Consider the following 16,921-nt stretch of genomic DNA (forward strand, 5'->3'; position numbering starts at 1 on the left):
GTCAGCCTCTCCGCAATGCGATGCCGACGCCGGCCGGGTCGGTCAGGTGGATCGTCTCGCCCTGCCGCACGGCCGTGACGCCGGCGGCGAGGATCGCGGCTTCCACGCCTGCGAAGGCAGCCTCGTCGCGGGCGAGGAGTTCGAAGCTTCTCAAGCCCGTGGCTGCCGGATCGCGCGGGGGCGCGCCGCGGCTGTTCCAGATGTTGCCGGCGACATGGTGATGATATCCGCCGCTCGACAGGAAGGTGGCACTCGGGCTGCGCTGCATGACGTCGAGGCCGAGCGCGGCGGTATAGAAGCGATCGGCCGCCGGGACATCGCCGACCTGGAGGTGCACGTGGCCGACCGTGGTGCCGTCCGGCACGCCGGCAAACGCGGCGTCTCCGCCGGCGGCCAGGAGGTCGTCGGCGTCGAGCGGATCGGACACCATCTGAAGCGCGCCGCCAAGGACCGGCCACTCGGCCTGCGGCCGGTCGGCATAGACCTCGATGCCGTTGCCTTCGGGGTCGGCAAGATAGATCGCCTCGCTGACGCCGTGGTCGGAGGCGCCCTGGAGGGGCAGGCGCGAGGTCGCGGCATGGCGCAGCCAGCGACCGAGCGCCGCCCGGTCCGGCAGGAGGAAGGCCGTGTGGAAGAGCCCGGCCGAGCGGCGGCCGGACAAGGGCGCGCTCGGGGCTTCGATCAGTTCGAGGAGAGTCGTGGAGCCGGCGCCGAGATGCACCGTGCCGGCGTCGCGCCCCGTTTCCGAGAGGCCGATCGCCTCGCGATAGAAGTCCGCGACGCGGGAGAGATCGCGCACGGTCAGCGACACGGCGCCGATGCGCAAGGGCGTATGGGGCAGGCTCATGGCGGCGCTCCAGGCGAAGCCGGCGGTCCCGCCGCCGGCTCCGTCCACATAAGGCCTCCGCCGCCCTCCTGCCGAGATGGCTCCCGTTGAACGGTCAGTCGTCGACGAGGATCGTGTCGGCCACCTCGATGCCGAAGCCGGTCAGGCCGACATAGGCGCGCTCGTGGGTGGCGAGCACCGAGATCGAGCGCACGCCGACATCGCGCAGGATCTGCGCGCCGATGCCGACCTCGCGCCAGCGCTGGCGGCGCGCCTTGGCGCTGCCGTGGCGCTCGCCGTCCGTCACCGGCTCGCCGGGGGTGGGCGCCGCCTCGAACTGGTCGACCTCGGGCGTGCGGAGCAGCATCAGGATGCCCTGGCCGCGGTCCTTCAGCTTGTCGACGGCGAGTTCCACCCAGCTCGGACGTCCGCGCACCTTGGCGAAGAGGTCGCTCACCGGCTGCTCGCGGTGGATGCGCGTCGGCACCTTCTCGGCGTAGCGCACGTCGCCGAAGAGGGCGACCACGTGCTGCATGTCGTCGAAGGGCGTCTCGTAGACGCGGATGCGGCCCTTGAGGCCGCCGATCATCATCTCCTCCTCGCGCACGCAGGTCACGAAGCTCTCGCGCCGGATGCGGTAGGAGATGAGGTCCTCGATGGAGACGATCTTGAGCCCGTGCTCGCGGGCGAAGGGAATGAGCTCGGGCAGGCGCTTCACCGTGCCGTCGTCGTTGACCACTTCGGCGAGCACGCCGACCGGCGGAAGGCCGGCGAGCGTGGCGAGATCGGTCCCGGCTTCCGTGTGGCCGGAGCGCGTGAGGACGCCGCCTTCGCGCGCGATCAGCGGGAACATGTGGCCGGGGCGCAGGAACTCGGTGCCCGGCACGTTGTCGTTGGACAGGGCACGCGCCGTCGCCGCGCGTTCTTCTGCCGCGATGCCGGTCGTCATGCCGACGCGGTAGTCGACCGAGACCGTGAAGGCGGTGCGCATCGGGTCGAGATTGTTGGCGACCATCGGCGGCAGGTTGAGGCGGTTCGCCCGCTCGCCCGTCATCGGCACGCAGAGGATGCCGCTCGTGTGGCGGATCATGAAGGCCATCTTTTCCGGCGTCGCGCGCGCGGCCGCCATGATGAGGTCGCCCTCGTTCTCCCGGTCGGTGTCGTCCACCACCACCACGAGCTCGCCCGCGGCGATCGCGGCGATCGCGTCCTCGACCTTGTCCAGTTCCATGGCGGTTCCCCCTGCCTGTCTTTCGAAGGCGTGTAGACGGGCATGCGCTGCCGATCAACGGCGACGCTGCGTTCGCCGGTCGCTCAGCCCCGGCCGCGATAGGGCGGCACGCCCTGGTCGGGCAGGAAGACGCCTTCCGGCGACGCGCCGGTCTGCCAGAACACGTCGATTGGAATGCCGCCGCGCGGATACCAGTAGCCGCCGATGCGCAGCCAGAGCGGCTGCGTCGCCTCCACGATGCGCCGGCCGACCATCACCGTGCAGTCCTCGTGGAAGGCGCCGTGGTTGCGGAAGGACACGAGAAAGAGCTTCAGCGACTTCGATTCGACGAGGCGCTGGTCCGGCGCGTAGTCGATCACGAGATGGGCGAAGTCGGGCTGGCCGGTGACCGGGCAGAGCGAGGTGAACTCCGGGGCGGTGAAGCGGACGATGGCGGGCGGCCCCTCGCGTCTGACGTAGGGCACCGTTTCCAACACCGCTTCGTCGGGGCTGGCGGCCGGGCGCGCTTCGGTGCCGAGCTGGGTCAGGGTCGTGGTGGACATGGGTGGGCTTTCCGATCGGATGCGTCGATGGGCTGGGTAGACCCGGAGTCGCGCCGCATCAACCGCGACGGCTATCCATCACGTCGCTTGCAACTTTTTGTGAGGCTGGTTAAGCGAAGAGCGCCAGGCCGGGCCCCTCTGGCAGCCGCATGCGGCTGCGATGTCGGACTGGCGGACGAATTCTCACCTCGCGACCCGTCGCTTGCGAGCCCCGTCCGCCGACTGAACACCAGCCGCGCGTCCTTCGGTTTCTCGCTTGTCGTGGTCGCCGTCATCCGCCGACACGCGGGAAAGGCCCCCATGTTCGAACTCCTGACACCCGAAGGCTGGCTGGCGCTGGGCCAGATCATCATCATGGACGTGGTGCTGGCCGGCGACAACGCGATCGTCATCGGCCTCGCGGTCGCCGGCCTGCCGGCCGACCAGCGCAAGAAGGCGATCTTCTGGGGCATCGCGGCCGCCACGGTCCTGCGCATCGCCTTCACGGTGGTCGCCACCCAGCTCCTGGCCATTGTCGGCCTGCTGCTCGCCGGCGGCCTGCTTCTCCTCTGGGTCTGCTGGAAGATGTGGACCGAGCTGCGCGCCCCCGAGCACGACGCCGAAGGCGCCGCCGAACTCGACGGCGCCGGCGGGGCCAAGCCGCGCAAGACGCTGGCGCAGGCGACCATGCAGATCATCGTCGCCGACGTGTCGATGTCGCTCGACAACGTCATCGCCGTCGCGGGCGCGGCGGAAGGCCATCACTGGACGCTGCTGGCCTTCGGCCTGCTCCTGTCGATCGCGCTGATGGCGTTCGCCGCCAACTTCATCGCCAAGCTCCTGAACCGTCACCGCTGGATCGCCTATGTCGGTCTCGCCGTGATCCTGTTCGTCGCCGTGGAGATGGTGCTGAAGGGCCTCGTGCAGGTCTATCCGCCGGTCGGCGAATACATCCCCTTCGCGGTGGAGGACACGGCCCATCCCGCTCTGCCGGGCGGCGCGGGCCAGGGCGAGGGCGCGCCGGCCACGATGCCGGCCCCCGCGCAGTAAAGAGCAACGGGAGGCCCGCTTCCTCGAGGCGGGCTCCGGGACGCGAAAAAGCCGGCGGCCGATCTCTTCGGCCCGCCGGCTTTTTCATGCGCCTTCGTCAGAGGCGGTCGTCCTCGCCCGGCGGGCTGCCCTCGCCTTCGGGGCCGGGGATCACATAGGCGCCGGACAGCCAGCGATGGAGATCGACGTCCTTGCAGCGCGGCGAGCAGAAGGGAAAGGTCGCCCGCTCGGACGGGCGGCCGCATTCGGGGCATTTGCGCGTCGGGCGCAGGCCTTTGACGTCGGCGCTCATGCGGCTCAGGCGAGACTGGCGGCGCCGGGGCGGGGCAGGACGAAGCCCTCGCCCGTGAGGAGCGACAGGGTCTCGTAGAGCGGCAGGCCGACGACGTTGGAATAGGAGCCGACGAGGCGCACCACGAAGCCGCCGGCCAGGCCCTGGATCGCGTAGCCGCCCGCCTTGCCCTGCCACTCGCCGCTCTCGATGTAGCGGTCGATGTCGTCGCGCGACAGGCGCTTGAAGCGGATGCGCGTCTCGACCAGGCGCTGGCGCGCCTTGCCGCCGGGCGTGACCACGCAGACGCCCGTGAAGACGCGATGCGCGCGGCCCGACAGGAGGCGGAGGTTGGTGACCGCGTCCTCGGCGATCTCGGCCTTGGGGACCACCTGCCGGCCGAGCGAGACCACCGTATCGGCGCCGAGCACATAGGTGTCCCGCGTTTCGCCGCGGGCGGCGAGCGCCTCGTGCGCCTTCAGAGCCTTGGCGCGCGACAGGCGCTTGGCGAGCGAGCGCGGATGCTCGGACCGCTCCGGCGTCTCGTCGATGTCGGTGGCGAGAAGGCGCGCAGGCTCGATGCCCACCTGCTGGAGCAGCTCCAGCCGGCGCGGCGACCCGGAGGCCAGCACCAGCGCGCTGTGCGGCACGTCCGGCATGGCCACCTTACTTGAAGCGGTAAGTGATGCGGCCCTTGGTCAGGTCGTAGGGCGTCATCTCGACGAGGACCTTGTCGCCGGTCAGCACGCGGATGCGGTTCTTGCGCATCCGGCCCGCCGTGTGGGCGATGATCTCGTGGTCGTTCTCGAGCTTGATGCGGAAGGTCGCGTTGGGCAGCAGTTCGGTGACCGTGCCGGGAAACTCGAGAACTTCTTCTTTCGCCATGCGGGTATCGGACCTCGTTGCGGGGCCGGACGCCCCCGGCGTCCTCCCCTTAAGAACCTGGGGCCGCCATGCGGGGCGGCCTCGTCAATGGGTGAATTCGCGCCCTAGATCGGATTTCGCGCGGCAAAAAGCAAGCCTCACGCTGCTTCCTGCCGCCCGAAGCGCGCCGAATCAGCCGGAAATGCGCTCCACCTCGGCTCCGCAGGCGCCGAGCTTCTCTTCCAGACGCTCGAAACCGCGGTCGAGATGGTAGACGCGATTGACCACCGTCTCGCCCTCGGCGACGAGCCCCGCGATCACGAGGCTGACGGAGGCGCGAAGGTCGGTCGCCATGACCGGCGCGCCGACGAGGCGGGGCACGCCCTCGACGCGGGCCATCTGGCCGGAGAGCGAGATCTTGGCGCCGAGCCGCGCCAGTTCCTGCACGTGCATGAAGCGGTTCTCGAAGATCGTCTCGGTGATGTGCGAGACGCCGTCCGAGCGCGTCATCAGCGCCATGAACTGCGCCTGGAGGTCGGTCGGGAAGCCGGGGAACGGATCGGTGACGACGTCCACCGGGCGGATGCCGTTGCCGTTGCGAACGACCCGCAACCCGTTCGGCGTGTCGGTGATCTCGGCGCCCGCGTCGCCGAGCGCGGTGAGCGCGGTCTGGAGGAGGTCGGAATGGGTCCCTTCCAGCGTCACGTCGCCGCCGGTCATGGCGACCGCCATGGCATAGGTGCCGGTCTCGATCCGGTCGGGCAAGACGCGGTGGCGTGCGCCCGAGAGCGCCGTGACGCCGTCGATCGTGATCGTGGAGGTGCCGGCGCCCGAGATCTTGGCGCCCATCGCGTTGAGGCAGGCGGCGAGGTCCGCCACCTCCGGCTCGCGCGCGGCGTTCTCGATCACCGTCTGGCCCTTGGCGAGCGAGGCGGCCATCATCAGGACGTGCGTCGCGCCGACCGAGACCTTGGGGAAGGTGTAGCGGTTGCCGACGAGGCCGCCCTTGGCCTCGGCCACGATGTAGCCGGCGTCGATGTCGATCGTGGCGCCGAGCACCTTGAGGCCGTCGATGAAGAGATCGACCGGCCGCGTGCCGATGGCGCAGCCGCCGGGCAGGGAGACGCGGGCCTTGTGGCAGCGGGCGAGCAGCGGCCCGATCACCCAGAAGCTCGCGCGCATCTTGGACACGAGCTCGTATGGAGCGGTCGTGTCGACGATGGTGCGGGCCGTGAAGTGGATGGTGCGCCCCGACGTGGCCTGGGTGGCCAGCCGCTTGCCCGACACGGTGTAGTCGACACCGTGGTTGCCGAGAATGCGGATGAGCTGCTCGACATCGGCCAGATGCGGCACGTTCTCCAGCGTCAGCGTGTCGTCGGTGAGCAGCGAGGCGATCATCAGCGGCAGCGCCGCGTTCTTGGCGCCCGAGATCGGGATCGTGCCGTTGAGGGCGTTGCCGCCGCGAATGCGAATTCGATCCATGAGGATTCCAGCGCCTTGGCCGACGGGGAGGGGCCGACGGGTGTGTCAAAGCGCGTGTCCTACACGAGCCCTCCGCGCCGATCAAATTCGCGGCGTTCAGTGAGGGCGCAGGAGGACGTCCAGCCCGAACACGACCATGGCGCCGATGGCGAGCTTCCAGAAGTCGCCGCGCCGCTTCAGACCCGGCAGGCCGAGCGGGCGGATGATCTGGAGGACCATCACCAGGATGATCAGGAAGGAGAAGAGCTTGCTCATGGAAGCCGGCTCTTAGCGCAAAGCCGGCCGCCTGTCGCTTCCTAGCGCGAGACCGAACTGACCAGCGGCTCCGGCCCGCTCTCGATCTCCAGCCAGCGGCCGGCATGGGCTTCCGACTGGCGCTTGACGAAGCGGTAGGGCACCTCGTTCCAGCGCCGGACGCGCCAGTCGAGATTGTCCAGCACGAAGTCCCCGGCGGCGGTGCGCAGCGTCAGGATCGCATGGCCCGTTCCGTCGACCTTGCGCACCACGGTGAGAAGCAGGTCCGACAGCGGAATGCCGGCCTCGTGCAGCCTGGCGCGCTTCAGGAGAGCGTAGTCCTCGCAGTCGCCGGCGCTCGTCGGAAGCGTCCAGAACTCCTCCTGGCCGTAGAGGTCCTGGTCGCTGGCGGCGGTGATCTCGCTGTTGACCGCCGTGTTGACGAGCGCGACCGTGCGCATCAGGGCGGCGTCCAGCGCCGGGGGCGCCTTCGAGGGGTCGGCATTGGGGCCGCATTCGGCGGGCTGGCGCTGGCAGTAGGCGTAGTGGCCGTGCGGCTGCTTGGTCGGGCCGCCGACCACCATGCTGGGGCCGCCCGGCGCCATGCCGGCCGCGAGACACGCGGCAGACTGCAGGCAGAGCACGACCGTCGCGCCGAGAAAGCGCCGAAAAACCATCACGATCTCCGTCGAACGAGCGACCCGTCCTCGCTCGTCGGGTATCGTGTGTGCAGTGCCGTATGCTGTCAATCACCCAAAAGGGTATGACAAGTTAGGAGCCAGCTCCGGCGCGGCAAGAGGGGCGCTCCGGAAAAATATCAGGACGGCGCCAAGCCCTTTGCCGGAGGGATTTCGGGCCGCCGGGCGTCCCCCGGAAGGGCTGTTGCGCAAACGTCACGCGGGCGTCGTCGAATTGCCACGGAGCCTTCGATGCCGCTTCAGGCGGCGGGTCCGTCCCCTCTGGCGAGGGCGAGAGCCGCCCGTTCCATGCGGGCAAGATCCTCCGGCCGCGACAGGCGGTGGTCGCCGTCCTTGACGAGGGTCAGCGTCACGCCGGCCGAGGGCAGGAGCGAGACCAGCTCCAGCGCGTGGGTATGGGGCACGTCGGGATCCTCCATCCCCTGGATGATGTGGATGGGCATGTCGAGAGCGATCGGGCCGGTCATGACGGAAGCCGCCATGCCGTCGGCGATGAGCTTGGCGGTATAGATGGTCGGCTGGTCGGAATAGGGCGAGGGCTCGGCGACGAAGCCGTCGCGCGCAAGCGCCGCGCGGTCCTCGGCGGTGAGCTTCGGCTCGACCAGCCGGGAGGTGAAGTCGGGCGCGGGCGCCAGCAGCAGGAGCGCCCGGATGCGGCCGGGAAGGCGCCCGGCGAGGCGCAGCGCGATCCAGGCACCCATGGAGGAGCCGACGAGGACGAGCGGGCCGGCGGTGCGGGCGGCGATCATGGCGGCGGCGTCCTCCGTCCAGCCGGAGATCGTGCCGTCCGTGAAGGTTCCTTCCGATTCGCCGTGGCCGGAATAGTCGAAGCGCAGGAAGGGGAAACCCTCGCGCTCGCAAAGGCCGGAGAGGACCTCGGCCTTGGTGCCGCGCATGTCGGAGCGGAAGCCTCCGAGCCACACCAGCGTCGGGCCGCCGCCGCGACCCTCCACCGCGAGATAGGCGAGGCGCTCGCCCGAATGGGGCACCGTCTCGAAGCGGGCGGCGGGAGCGTCGGTCATCAAGCCTCCATGGCGCGGCTGTGGCTGAATCTGGGCCTTTTTTCTCGTTCCCGGCGTGAAATCGGGGGAGGGGCGTGTTATATGAGGCTTCAGTCTCTGGGCGGAAGGGCTGCGCCGCGCCGTCGCGCGCATCGATCCCCGTCCGCCCCGAGCCGGGATTTCGTGACCAGAGAGTCGAACGTCAACAGCCGGAGTCAACGACCATTCGCAGACCATTTCGTGCGCCGCCCACCCAGAAGGAGGGGCCGCGCTCCAACCGGGAGATCCGGGTTCCCCAGGTTCAGCTGATCGACGCGGACGGCCAGAACCGGGGGGCGATCCCCACCCAGGAGGCGCTCGCGCTGGCCGAGGAGGCCGGGCTCGACCTCGTGGAAATCGTGCCGACCGCCGTGCCGCCGGTCTGCAAGATCCTCGATCTCGGCAAGCTCAAATACGAGGGCCAGAAAAAGGCCGCCGAGGCGCGTCGTCGCCAGAAGACCATCGAGGTCAAAGAGATCAAGATGCGTCCCAACATCGACGATCACGACTACGAGACCAAGATGAAGGCGGTGCGCCGCTTCTTCGACGAGGGCGACAAGGTCAAGGTCACGCTGCGCTTCCGCGGTCGCGAGATGGCCCACCAGGAACTCGGCATGCGCCTTCTCAACCGCGTCCGCGAGGAGACGGCCGAGATTTCCAAGGTCGAGGCCGAGCCCAAGCTCGAGGGCCGGCAGATGATGATGGTGCTCGCTCCCAAAGGGTGAGGCGCCGGGATCGCTCGATCCCGCAGCACGAAAAAAGGGGTGGCCGGGACGGGCCGCCCCTTTTCGCGTTCAGGGTCGGCGGCTGTCGTCCGCTGCAGCGGGCATGGCGGACGCGGCTCCGATGGCGCGCAGCGTCAGAAGCAGGCGGGCCGCCCCCGGACGGGCGCGCACCGGGCCGATCGGGCGAAGGCGGATCGCCAAGTGCGACCCCGCGTCCGGCCGGCGCATGGGCCAGTGCGAGCCGGCGCCGTCGCCTTCGAGGATGCCGGCGATCGCTTCCTCCAGCCGCTCGTCGGCGCCGCGGTCGGCGGCCCGCAGCCGGGTGCCCGGCCGGGTGGGAAGGAACAGGCGCCGGCTCCTCAGGAGGTCTTCGCCGGCGGCGTTGGCGAAGAGGAGGCGGGCCTCGCCGTCCAGAAGGATCGTCGCGTAAGGCAGGGGATCGAGCGCCGCCTGTCCTTCGGCCGCTTCGAGCGGCAGCCCCTCCGCCAGACGGGTGGCGAAACCCAGGATTTCGGCGAGCGGCAGAGCGAAAGGGTCCGCCGCGCTCCCAGGCGCCGGCGGGTCGACGCTCCAGGCGCCGAGGCCGGGGACGGGCAGGCGGCAGCATGCGTCGCCGGGTCTCCCCGAACGGCCGTCCGCAGCCTCCGGCTCGAAGCGTAGCGCAAGCCCGAACTCCGCTTCCAACGTCCCGGCCACGGCCGTCCAGCCGCCGGGCGCCAGGGCCGCTTCGGCAAGGCGGAGGGCCAGGGCGGCGCGCGGCCCGGCGGGATGGGGGGTGCGGAACATGGAAATGGCCGGAAAGTCCGTCGTTTGACGGCAAAACGATCGCACGCAATCCTTTGCGAAGGATCAATCCCGCCCCTGAGGGCGGAGGCCGAATGGCGCCTTGCGCGCCGCGCCCCTCGTCTGTATAAGCCGCCCGTTCACGCGAACCGGCCGGCAGGGCATGCCGTGCCGGTTCTGATGCTGTCGTGGCCTCCGATCCTTCCATGGGATTTGATGCGGCCGTCCCTCGGGGCGGGCGCTGCGGGGCACGATTTCCGATCGAGGAGAGCAAAATGCCCAAGATGAAGACCAAGTCGGCCGCCAAGAAGCGGTTCCGCATGACCGCCTCGGGCAAGGTCAAGGCGGGTCCCGCCGGCAAGCGCCATGGCATGATCAAGCGCTCCAACGACTTCATTCGCGACTCGCGCGGGACGATGATCCTCAGCGAGGCGGATGCCAAGATCGTCAAGATCTACATGCCCTACAACCGCTGATCGCGGTCGGGCTATCAAAGATTTCAAGGAGATAAGATCATGGCACGCGTCAAGCGGGGCGTTACGTCCCACGCCAAGCACAAGAAGGTCCTGAAGGCTGCCAAGGGCTTCTACGGCCGTCGCAAGAACACGATCCGCGCCGCCAAGGCGGCCGTCGATCGCTCCAAGCAGTTCGCCACGCGCGACCGCCGCGTCAAGAAGCGCAACTTCCGCGCCCTGTGGATCCAGCGCATCAACGCCGGCGTGCGCGAGCACGGCCTGACCTACGCCCGCTTCATCGACGGCCTCAACAAGGCCGGCATCGAGGTGGACCGCAAGGTGCTCTCGGACATCGCGATCCACGAGCCGGAGGCCTTCGCGGCCCTCGTCGAGCAGTCGCGCAACGCGCTCGGCTACATCAAGGACGAGAGCGAGACCGCTCACGCCCGCGCCGTCGGCGAGAAGCGCGCCGCCTGAGGCAGCGCATCCCGGATCGCCCGATTCCCAAAGGCCCGCGACGGACGCCGTCGCGGGCCTTTTTGCGTCCGGCGACCTCCGGGCGCATCGGTTTTGTGACTTTTGTATGACAGTCGCACGACAACCGTTCCGCTCTCGACACGAAGCCGTTGAACGCTCCGCCGGCCAGGAGTGAAGGTTCTCCGACGGTACGGGTGCGGAGACGATCGGGTGGCGGCGCTGGAAGAAAGCGGGACGGCGACGGGTGCGGGCGGGCGCGTGCTGCGCGCGCCCGGCACTGATGGCGCTTGCGTCTTCGTGAAGCATTTCGGCGCCGAGGGCATCCCCTTCGGCCGGCGCCTGCATGCCGTCCTGTCCGCCTTCCTGCCGGTCGGCATCTGGAGCGCTTCGCCGCTTCTGGGCGCGCGCGGGTTGATGGCGCGCGAATGGCGCAAGAGTGCCGCGTTCCGCGCGGCGGGCATCGCGGTTCCCGATCTGTCCGCCGCCGGGCCGGAGGCGCTGGCCACGGCCGATGCCGGGCCGGACGGCCAAGCCGTCCTGAAGCGGCTTCGCCGCGCGGGCGATGCGGCCGGGCACGACGCGCTTCTGGTGGCGCTCGCCGCCTCCCTCGGCCGGATCCACGCCGCCGGGCTCTGCCATGGTCGTCCGCACCCGCGCGATACCGCGCCGGGGGAGGACGGGGAAATCGTCTGGTTCGATTTCGAGGAGGAGCCCGAGGCCGTCATGCCGCTTCTCGACGCGCAGGCGCGCGACCTCTGGCTTCTCTTCCTCCAGGTCTGCGAGCGCGCGATGGACGAGGGGACGCCCGCGCGGGCGCTCGCGGCCTATCGTCAGGCCGCGCCGGCCGGCGTCGCCCCGCGCCTGTCCGTCCATCTCGGGCGCGCATCCTGGACGCTGGCGCTCGGCCGGCTTCTCCTGCGCCTCCATGCCGGCAAGGACCTGCGCCGCTATGTCGGCGCCACCCTTTGCCTGCGCGAACTTCTCGGCACGGAGGCGCCGGCCGTCGTGCCCGCCTGGAGCGCGGAGGCGGGCCTGCCGATCCGCTGAGGCGATCGGCGCGCGAAAAGCGTTTTGCTTCCCGGACCGATGCTGTAGGACAGGCGCCGCCGGGGCGGGTCGCCGCGCCCGGCTTCCTGCCGCCTGCCCGTGAGGACCCGCCGTGACGGACCTGTCCGCGATCGAAGCCCGCTATCTCCAGGACGTGGAAGACGCCGCCGACGAGGCCGCGCTGGAGGCCGTGCGCCTCGCCGCGCTGGGCAAGAAGGGCGAGATTTCCGAGCTCCTCAAGGGTCTCGGCAAGATGGACGCCGAGGAGCGCCGCACGGTCGGCCCGCAGCTCAACGGCCTGCGCGACCGGGTGCAGGAGGCTCTGACGACCAAGCGCGAGCGCCTGGCCGACGCGGCGATCGAGGCACGGCTCGCCGCCGAGACGCTCGACGTGACGCTGCCCGTGCGCCCTTCGCCAGTTTCGCGCGGGCGCATCCACCCGATCTCCCAGGTCGTGGACGAGATCACGGCGATCTTCGCCGACATGGGCTTCTCGGTGGCGGAGGGACCGGACATCGAGACCGACCGCTACAACTTCACCGCGCTGAACTTCCCGGAAGGCCACCCGGCGCGCGAGATGCACGACACGTTCTTCCTGAAGGCGAAGGACGGAGCGGAGCGCAAGCTCCTGCGCACCCACACCTCGCCCGTCCAGATCCGCACGATGGAGGCGCAGAAGCCTCCGATCCGCATTGTCATCCCCGGCAAGACCTACCGGCAGGATTCGGACGCCACCCACACGCCGATGTTCCATCAGGTGGAAGGGCTCGTCATCGACAGGTCCGCCAACATCGCCAACATGAAGTGGGTGCTGACGGAGTTCTGCAAGGCGTTCTTCGAGGTGCCGTCCTTGAACATGCGCTTCCGGCCGAGCTTCTTCCCCTTCACCGAGCCGTCCATGGAGGTCGACATCCAGTGCGACCGCTCCGGCTCCGAGGTGCGCTTCGGCGAGGGTAACGACTGGATGGAGATTCTCGGCTGCGGGATGGTGCACCCGAACGTCCTGCGCGGCGTCGGGCTCGACCCGGACGAATACCAGGGCTTTGCCTGGGGCATGGGCATCGATCGCATCGCCATGCTGAAATACGGCATGCCCGATCTGCGCGCCTTCTTCGACGCCGACATCCGCTGGATCGAGCACTACGGCTTCCGCCCGCTCGACATGCCGACGCTGTTCGCGGGCCTCAGCGCGTAAAGGGGCCGCCATGGCCCGCCGCTTCCGCTATCCGGTGCGCGATCCCGCCGACTGGGCGGCGATGGCGCGCCTGTCGCCCTGGCAGAGGCTGGCGCTCGCCCTTCGCGAGCGCCGCTACCGCCGCCGGGCGAAGCCCGCGGATGGGATCACGCTGGCGCCGGTGAGCCCCGAGCGGCCGCTGGGGCCGGACGATCTCGCGCTCGTCTGCACGGTGCGCAATTCGGCCGCCTATCTTCCGGCCTTTCTCGACCATTATCGCCGCCTCGGCGTCACCCGCTTCGTCTTCGTGGACGACCGGTCGGACGACGGCACGGCCGAGTTGCTGGCGGGCGAGGCGGACGTCGATCTCTTCACCTCGAACGTCACCTACGGCGCGGCGGTCTACGGCCGGGTCTGGCGCGACGCCCTGTTCACCCGCTACGGGCGGGGGCGCTGGTATCTCAACGTCGATGCCGACGAGTTCCTGCTCTTTCCCGGCTGCGAGACGCGAAGCCTCCGCGAGTTCATCGGCGATCTGGAGCGTGCGGGCCTCAAGCGCGGCCTTGCGCCCATGCTCGACCTCTACCCCGACGGGCCGCTGCGCAAGGCGGTCTACGACCCCGCGCGCCACCGCCACCCGCTCGACGTCTCGCCGCTGATCGACGGCGAGGGCTACGAGATCGCGGCGGAGAAGTTCACGCTCGCCGTGCGCGGCGGCCCGCGCACGCGCCTCTTCGGCAACCGGATTCGGCTGACCAAGTTTCCGGTGATCTTCGTGGACGAGGCCACGCAGGAGAACGGCTCCTCCATCCACGGCCCGCTGCCAATCGCGCGCAACTTCTCGGCCGTTCACGGCGTGCTCCTCCACTTCAAGTTCTCGGCCGCCTCCGTCGCCGAGTTCGCACGCCTGGCGCAGGAAGGCGAGCATTTCGGCGGCGGCGTCTTCTATGCCGAGATCGCCGCGTCCGGCGCGTTCAACCCGGATCTTTCCCTCCGGTATCCCGGTTCGATGCAGGTCGGCAGTTCGGAAGAGTTCGTCGCGCGCGGCTTCATGCAGGACTTGCGCGAGCCCCGCTCCATTTGACCCCGGGCGCAAAGGCGGGCATCACAGCCGCGACCCGCCCGACCCATGCCATCCACCGCCCGAGGAGACGCATCATGGCCCGATCCGCCACCGGCATCGCCCGCTCCGCCGTGGTGGAGACCGTGTCCGTGATCGCGGGCGCCATCATCGGCACCCTGGTGTCGGCCGTCTTCGGCTGGCTGTTCCTGTCGGTCGCCTTCGGCGCGATCGCGGGTTCGGCCTCGGTCTATGTCCTCGCCCTCGTCACCGTCGCGATCTTCGCCGTGCTCTACGGCAACCTGCCCGCGACGCCCGCCGTCCTCGGCTCGCTCGCCGTGGGCATCCTCCTGCCCACCGTGATCGCCAAGTTCGCCTTCGATTCGACCGAGACGCTGACGACGCTTCTCGTCCTCAACCTCGTCTTCGCGCTGGTCGCCCTTTCGGTCTATCGCTTCGTCCACACCAGCGGCCTCGTGCGCCGGGCGGCCGACGACGTCGCCGACCGCACCTGATCCCAGACCTCTCCGTTCCAGACATCCGAGCCCGTCATGAAGTTCACCCTGTCCTGGCTGAAGGACCATCTCGACACCGACGCCACGCTTGACCAGATCGCCGACCGCCTCACCGCGATCGGCCTCGAGGTGGAATCGCTGGACGACAAGGCCGCCATGCGCGCCTTCACCATCGCGCGCGTCCTCGACGCCCGGCGCCACCCGGACGCCGACAAGCTGCAGGTGCTGACCGTCGATGCCGGGCCGAACGTCAATGAGGGCAAGCCGCTGCAGGTCGTGTGCGGCGCGCCGAACGCGCGTGCCGGGCTCGTCGGCGTGCTCGGCCTTCCCGGCACCTACGTGCCCGGCCTCGACGTGACGCTCGGCGTCGGCAAGATCCGCGGCGTCGAGAGCTTCGGCATGATGTGTTCCGAGCGCGAGCTGGAACTCTCGGACGAGCACAACGGCATCATCGATCTTCCCGAGGACGCCCCGGTCGGCACGGCCTTCGCCGACTATGCCGGGCTCGCCGATCCGCTGATCGAGATCAACCTGACGCCCAACCGGCCGGATGCCACCAGCGTCCACGGCATCGCGCGCGATCTCGCGGCGTCGGGCCTCGGCACCTTGAAGGCCGGCGCGTTGGAGCCCGTGGCGGGGCAGGGGTCCTGCCCGGTCTCCGTCCACGTCGAGAGCCCGACCTGCCTCGGCTTCGCGCTGCGCCGCGTGTCGGGCGTCAAGAACGGCCCGTCGCCCGAGTGGATGCAGAAGCGTCTCAAGGCGATCGGCCTTCGCCCGATCAATGCGCTGGTCGACATCACCAACTACGTCACCTTCGACCGGGGCCGCCCGCTCCACGTCTTCGACGCCGCCAAGGTCGCGGGCAGCCTCGTGGTGCGGCAGGCACGCGAGGGCGAGGAGATCCTCGGTCTCGACGGGCGCACGCACGCCCTGAACCCCAAGGTCTGCGTGATCGCGGACGATAAGGGGCCGGAATCGATCGCCGGCATCATGGGCGGCGAGCATTCGGGCTGCGACGAGGGCACGGTGGACGTCCTCATCGAATCGGCGCTCTGGGAGCCGATCGACATCGCCCGCACGGGCCGTTCGCTCGGGATCATCACCGACGCGCGCTACCGTTTCGAGCGCGGCGTCGATCCGGCCTTCATGGAGCCGGGGCTGGAGCTCGCAACGCGCATGGTGATGGAGCTCTGCGGCGGAACGCCGAGCGAGGCGACGGTCACGCCGGCGCGCGTCGAGGCAGTCGAGCCCATCCGTTTCCCCTTCTCCGAGGTCGAGCGCCTGACCGGCCTGACCGTCGAGACGGCGCGGCAGGTCGAGATTCTGACCCGCCTCGGCTTCGCGGTGGACGAGCGGGGCGACCACGCCCTCGTCACCGCGCCGTCCTGGCGCCCCGACATCGAGGGCAAGGCCGACCTCGTGGAAGAGGTCATGCGCCTCGTCGGCGTCGACCACATCGTGCCCCAGCCGCTACCGGCCATGGCCGGTGTCAACGGGCGCATCCTCACGCCGCGCCAGATCCGCGACCGCGCCGCGCGCCGCACGCTGGCAGCGCGAGGCCTCGCCGAAGCCGTGACCTATTCCTTCGTCTCGGCCGAGGCGGCCCGCGCCTTCGGCGGCGGGGAGACCCATCTCAGCCTCGAGAACCCGATCGCGGCCGACCTTTCGGACATGCGCCCCTCGCTGCTGCCGAACCTCCTTCAGGCGGCGCAGCGCAACGCGCAGCGCGGGCATGGTGATCTCGCGCTCTTCGAGGTGGCCTCGATCTACCGTTCCGACGAGCCGGACGGCCAGGCGCGCGTCGCCGGCGGCGTGCGCCGGGGCACGGCGACCCATGCGGGCGCGGGGCGCGACTGGGCGGGCAACGCCGCCAACGTCACCGTGTTCGACGCCAAGGCCGATGCGCTGGCCGTTCTCGAAGCCGTCGGCGTGCCGGTCGAGCGCCTCCAGTTCGAGACGCCGGCGAGCGCCTGGTATCATCCGGGCCGCTCCGGCAAGATCAAGCTGGGTCCGAAGACCGTGCTCGCCGAGTTCGGCGAGTTCCACCCGCGCGCCTTGAAGGCTCTCGGCGTTTCCGGCGTGGCGGCGGGCTTCGAAGTGTTCCTCGACGAGGTGCCGGAGGGCAAGCGCAAGGCGACGCGCACCAAGCCCGTCCTTCAGCTCTCGCCCTTCCAGCCCGTGAAGCGCGACTTCGCCTTCGTGGTCGATCGCGGCGTCGAGGCCATCAAGCTGATCCGCGCCGCGGAAGGGGCCGACCGCAAGCTGATCGGCGAGGTGCGCCTGTTCGACGTGTTCGAGGGCGCCGCGCTCGGGGAGAACGCCAAGTCGATCGCGATCGAGGTGACGCTCCTGCCGGCCGAAAAGACGCTGACCGACGAGGACCTCGAGGCGGCATCGAGAAAGATCGTGGCCGCCGTGGAGAAGGCGACCGGCGGGCGCCTGCGCGCCTGACGGCATAAGGAAGAGGG

At 69.8% G+C, this 16,921-nt stretch carries 20 protein-coding genes; 9 read left to right on the forward strand and 11 right to left on the reverse strand.

Annotated elements, in window-relative coordinates; translation table 11 throughout:
* Position 1: 1 nt before the first annotated feature.
* The 3 genes from O5O54_RS03940 to queF all read right to left on the reverse strand — a co-directional run bounded on the left by O5O54_RS03940 (position 2) and on the right by queF (position 2,599).
* Positions 2-895, reverse strand: coding sequence for a VOC family protein (locus tag O5O54_RS03940; RefSeq protein ID WP_279479083.1), 894 nt, complete (start codon positions 893-895; stop codon positions 2-4).
* Positions 896-941: 46 nt separating this feature from the next.
* A complete protein-coding gene (gene ribB / locus O5O54_RS03945; RefSeq protein WP_279479085.1) occupies positions 942-2,057 on the reverse strand; it encodes a 3,4-dihydroxy-2-butanone-4-phosphate synthase in 1,116 nt (371 codons plus the stop codon).
* Positions 2,058-2,140: 83 nt separating this feature from the next.
* Positions 2,141-2,599: a preQ(1) synthase gene (gene queF, locus O5O54_RS03950; protein WP_279479086.1), complete on the reverse strand. Its 459-nt coding sequence runs from the start codon at positions 2,597-2,599 to the stop codon at positions 2,141-2,143.
* A gap of 300 nt (positions 2,600-2,899) precedes the next feature.
* Here queF and O5O54_RS03955 point away from each other — a divergent pair, with 300 nt between their 5' ends.
* Positions 2,900-3,628, forward strand: coding sequence for a TerC family protein (locus O5O54_RS03955; RefSeq protein WP_279479088.1), 729 nt, complete (start codon positions 2,900-2,902; stop codon positions 3,626-3,628).
* A gap of 97 nt (positions 3,629-3,725) precedes the next feature.
* On the opposite strand, the gene yacG is transcribed toward O5O54_RS03955, so the two are convergent.
* From yacG to O5O54_RS03990, 7 genes are all read right to left on the reverse strand, one after another.
* On the reverse strand, positions 3,726-3,920 hold the full coding sequence (gene yacG, locus O5O54_RS03960; protein ID WP_279479089.1) for a DNA gyrase inhibitor YacG: 195 nt from the start codon (positions 3,918-3,920) through the stop codon (positions 3,726-3,728).
* 5 nt (positions 3,921-3,925) lie between these two features.
* Complete coding sequence (locus tag O5O54_RS03965) at positions 3,926-4,558, reverse strand: Maf-like protein (RefSeq protein ID WP_279479091.1); 633 nt, start codon at positions 4,556-4,558, stop codon at positions 3,926-3,928.
* A gap of 7 nt (positions 4,559-4,565) precedes the next feature.
* Entirely contained in the window at positions 4,566-4,784 is a 219-nt protein-coding gene (gene infA / locus O5O54_RS03970) for a translation initiation factor IF-1 (RefSeq protein ID WP_055892241.1), read from the reverse strand.
* Between the two features lie 171 nt (positions 4,785-4,955).
* Positions 4,956-6,245 carry a UDP-N-acetylglucosamine 1-carboxyvinyltransferase gene (murA, locus tag O5O54_RS03975; protein ID WP_279479099.1) on the reverse strand — a complete coding sequence of 430 codons (1,290 nt, stop codon included), beginning with the start codon at positions 6,243-6,245 and terminating at the stop codon, positions 4,956-4,958.
* Between the two features lie 96 nt (positions 6,246-6,341).
* Entirely contained in the window at positions 6,342-6,500 is a 159-nt protein-coding gene (locus O5O54_RS03980; RefSeq protein WP_279479101.1) for a hypothetical protein, read from the reverse strand.
* 41 nt (positions 6,501-6,541) lie between these two features.
* Positions 6,542-7,156, reverse strand: a complete 615-nt coding sequence (locus tag O5O54_RS03985) for a transglutaminase-like cysteine peptidase (protein WP_279479102.1) — start codon at positions 7,154-7,156, stop codon at positions 6,542-6,544.
* Positions 7,157-7,416: 260 nt separating this feature from the next.
* Positions 7,417-8,199, reverse strand: a complete 783-nt coding sequence (locus O5O54_RS03990) for an alpha/beta hydrolase (RefSeq protein WP_279479104.1) — start codon at positions 8,197-8,199, stop codon at positions 7,417-7,419.
* Between the two features lie 203 nt (positions 8,200-8,402).
* On the opposite strand from O5O54_RS03990, the gene infC reads away from it, so the two are divergent.
* Positions 8,403-8,942 carry a translation initiation factor IF-3 gene (infC, locus tag O5O54_RS03995; RefSeq protein WP_279479425.1) on the forward strand — a complete coding sequence of 180 codons (540 nt, stop codon included), beginning with the start codon at positions 8,403-8,405 and terminating at the stop codon, positions 8,940-8,942.
* A 69-nt stretch (positions 8,943-9,011) separates the two neighbouring features.
* On the opposite strand, the gene O5O54_RS04000 is transcribed toward infC, so the two are convergent.
* Positions 9,012-9,728: a hypothetical protein gene (locus tag O5O54_RS04000; protein ID WP_279479106.1), complete on the reverse strand. Its 717-nt coding sequence runs from the start codon at positions 9,726-9,728 to the stop codon at positions 9,012-9,014.
* Between the two features lie 272 nt (positions 9,729-10,000).
* Between O5O54_RS04000 and rpmI the strand changes: the two genes are divergently transcribed.
* The 7 genes from rpmI to pheT all read left to right on the forward strand — a co-directional run bounded on the left by rpmI (position 10,001) and on the right by pheT (position 16,904).
* The gene (gene rpmI, locus O5O54_RS04005) at positions 10,001-10,201 is read left to right on the forward strand and encodes a 50S ribosomal protein L35 (RefSeq protein ID WP_182084094.1); all 201 of its coding nucleotides are present in this window, start codon (positions 10,001-10,003) and stop codon (positions 10,199-10,201) included.
* A gap of 39 nt (positions 10,202-10,240) precedes the next feature.
* Positions 10,241-10,657 (forward strand): 50S ribosomal protein L20, encoded by a 417-nt coding sequence (gene rplT, locus O5O54_RS04010; RefSeq protein WP_279479114.1) that lies wholly within the window; start codon positions 10,241-10,243, stop codon positions 10,655-10,657.
* A gap of 210 nt (positions 10,658-10,867) precedes the next feature.
* Positions 10,868-11,704: a serine/threonine protein phosphatase gene (locus O5O54_RS04015; protein WP_279479117.1), complete on the forward strand. Its 837-nt coding sequence runs from the start codon at positions 10,868-10,870 to the stop codon at positions 11,702-11,704.
* A gap of 112 nt (positions 11,705-11,816) precedes the next feature.
* On the forward strand, positions 11,817-12,899 hold the full coding sequence (gene pheS, locus O5O54_RS04020; protein WP_279479120.1) for a phenylalanine--tRNA ligase subunit alpha: 1,083 nt from the start codon (positions 11,817-11,819) through the stop codon (positions 12,897-12,899).
* A gap of 10 nt (positions 12,900-12,909) precedes the next feature.
* Positions 12,910-13,962: a glycosyltransferase family 2 protein gene (locus O5O54_RS04025; RefSeq protein ID WP_279479122.1), complete on the forward strand. Its 1,053-nt coding sequence runs from the start codon at positions 12,910-12,912 to the stop codon at positions 13,960-13,962.
* Positions 13,963-14,036: 74 nt separating this feature from the next.
* On the forward strand, positions 14,037-14,453 hold the full coding sequence (locus O5O54_RS04030; protein WP_279479124.1) for a hypothetical protein: 417 nt from the start codon (positions 14,037-14,039) through the stop codon (positions 14,451-14,453).
* Positions 14,454-14,489: 36 nt separating this feature from the next.
* Positions 14,490-16,904, forward strand: a complete 2,415-nt coding sequence (pheT, locus tag O5O54_RS04035; protein WP_279479126.1) for a phenylalanine--tRNA ligase subunit beta — start codon at positions 14,490-14,492, stop codon at positions 16,902-16,904.
* Positions 16,905-16,921 lie beyond the last annotated feature (17 nt).

The organism is Aureimonas sp. SK2, from assembly GCF_029813115.1.
In the GTDB taxonomy this organism is placed as follows: Bacteria; Pseudomonadota; Alphaproteobacteria; order Rhizobiales; family Rhizobiaceae; genus Aureimonas.

What these genes read in the sequence shown, in the direction of transcription:
- ribB (WP_279479085.1), bottom strand. Translation starts at nt 2,057, where the DNA reads ATGGAACTGGACAAGGTCGAGGACGCGATCGCCGCGATCGCCGCGGGC.
- queF (WP_279479086.1), bottom strand. Translation starts at nt 2,599, where the DNA reads ATGTCCACCACGACCCTGACCCAGCTCGGCACCGAAGCGCGCCCGGCC.
- O5O54_RS03955 (WP_279479088.1), top strand. Translation starts at nt 2,900, where the DNA reads ATGTTCGAACTCCTGACACCCGAAGGCTGGCTGGCGCTGGGCCAGATC.
- yacG (WP_279479089.1), bottom strand. Translation starts at nt 3,920, where the DNA reads ATGAGCGCCGACGTCAAAGGCCTGCGCCCGACGCGCAAATGCCCCGAA.
- O5O54_RS03965 (WP_279479091.1), bottom strand. Translation starts at nt 4,558, where the DNA reads ATGCCGGACGTGCCGCACAGCGCGCTGGTGCTGGCCTCCGGGTCGCCG.
- infA (WP_055892241.1), bottom strand. Translation starts at nt 4,784, where the DNA reads ATGGCGAAAGAAGAAGTTCTCGAGTTTCCCGGCACGGTCACCGAACTG.
- murA (WP_279479099.1), bottom strand. Translation starts at nt 6,245, where the DNA reads ATGGATCGAATTCGCATTCGCGGCGGCAACGCCCTCAACGGCACGATC.
- O5O54_RS03980 (WP_279479101.1), bottom strand. Translation starts at nt 6,500, where the DNA reads ATGAGCAAGCTCTTCTCCTTCCTGATCATCCTGGTGATGGTCCTCCAG.
- O5O54_RS03985 (WP_279479102.1), bottom strand. Translation starts at nt 7,156, where the DNA reads ATGGTTTTTCGGCGCTTTCTCGGCGCGACGGTCGTGCTCTGCCTGCAG.
- O5O54_RS03990 (WP_279479104.1), bottom strand. Translation starts at nt 8,199, where the DNA reads ATGACCGACGCTCCCGCCGCCCGCTTCGAGACGGTGCCCCATTCGGGC.
- O5O54_RS04000 (WP_279479106.1), bottom strand. Translation starts at nt 9,728, where the DNA reads ATGTTCCGCACCCCCCATCCCGCCGGGCCGCGCGCCGCCCTGGCCCTC.
- rpmI (WP_182084094.1), top strand. Translation starts at nt 10,001, where the DNA reads ATGCCCAAGATGAAGACCAAGTCGGCCGCCAAGAAGCGGTTCCGCATG.
- rplT (WP_279479114.1), top strand. Translation starts at nt 10,241, where the DNA reads ATGGCACGCGTCAAGCGGGGCGTTACGTCCCACGCCAAGCACAAGAAG.
- O5O54_RS04025 (WP_279479122.1), top strand. Translation starts at nt 12,910, where the DNA reads ATGGCCCGCCGCTTCCGCTATCCGGTGCGCGATCCCGCCGACTGGGCG.
- O5O54_RS04030 (WP_279479124.1), top strand. Translation starts at nt 14,037, where the DNA reads ATGGCCCGATCCGCCACCGGCATCGCCCGCTCCGCCGTGGTGGAGACC.
- pheT (WP_279479126.1), top strand. Translation starts at nt 14,490, where the DNA reads ATGAAGTTCACCCTGTCCTGGCTGAAGGACCATCTCGACACCGACGCC.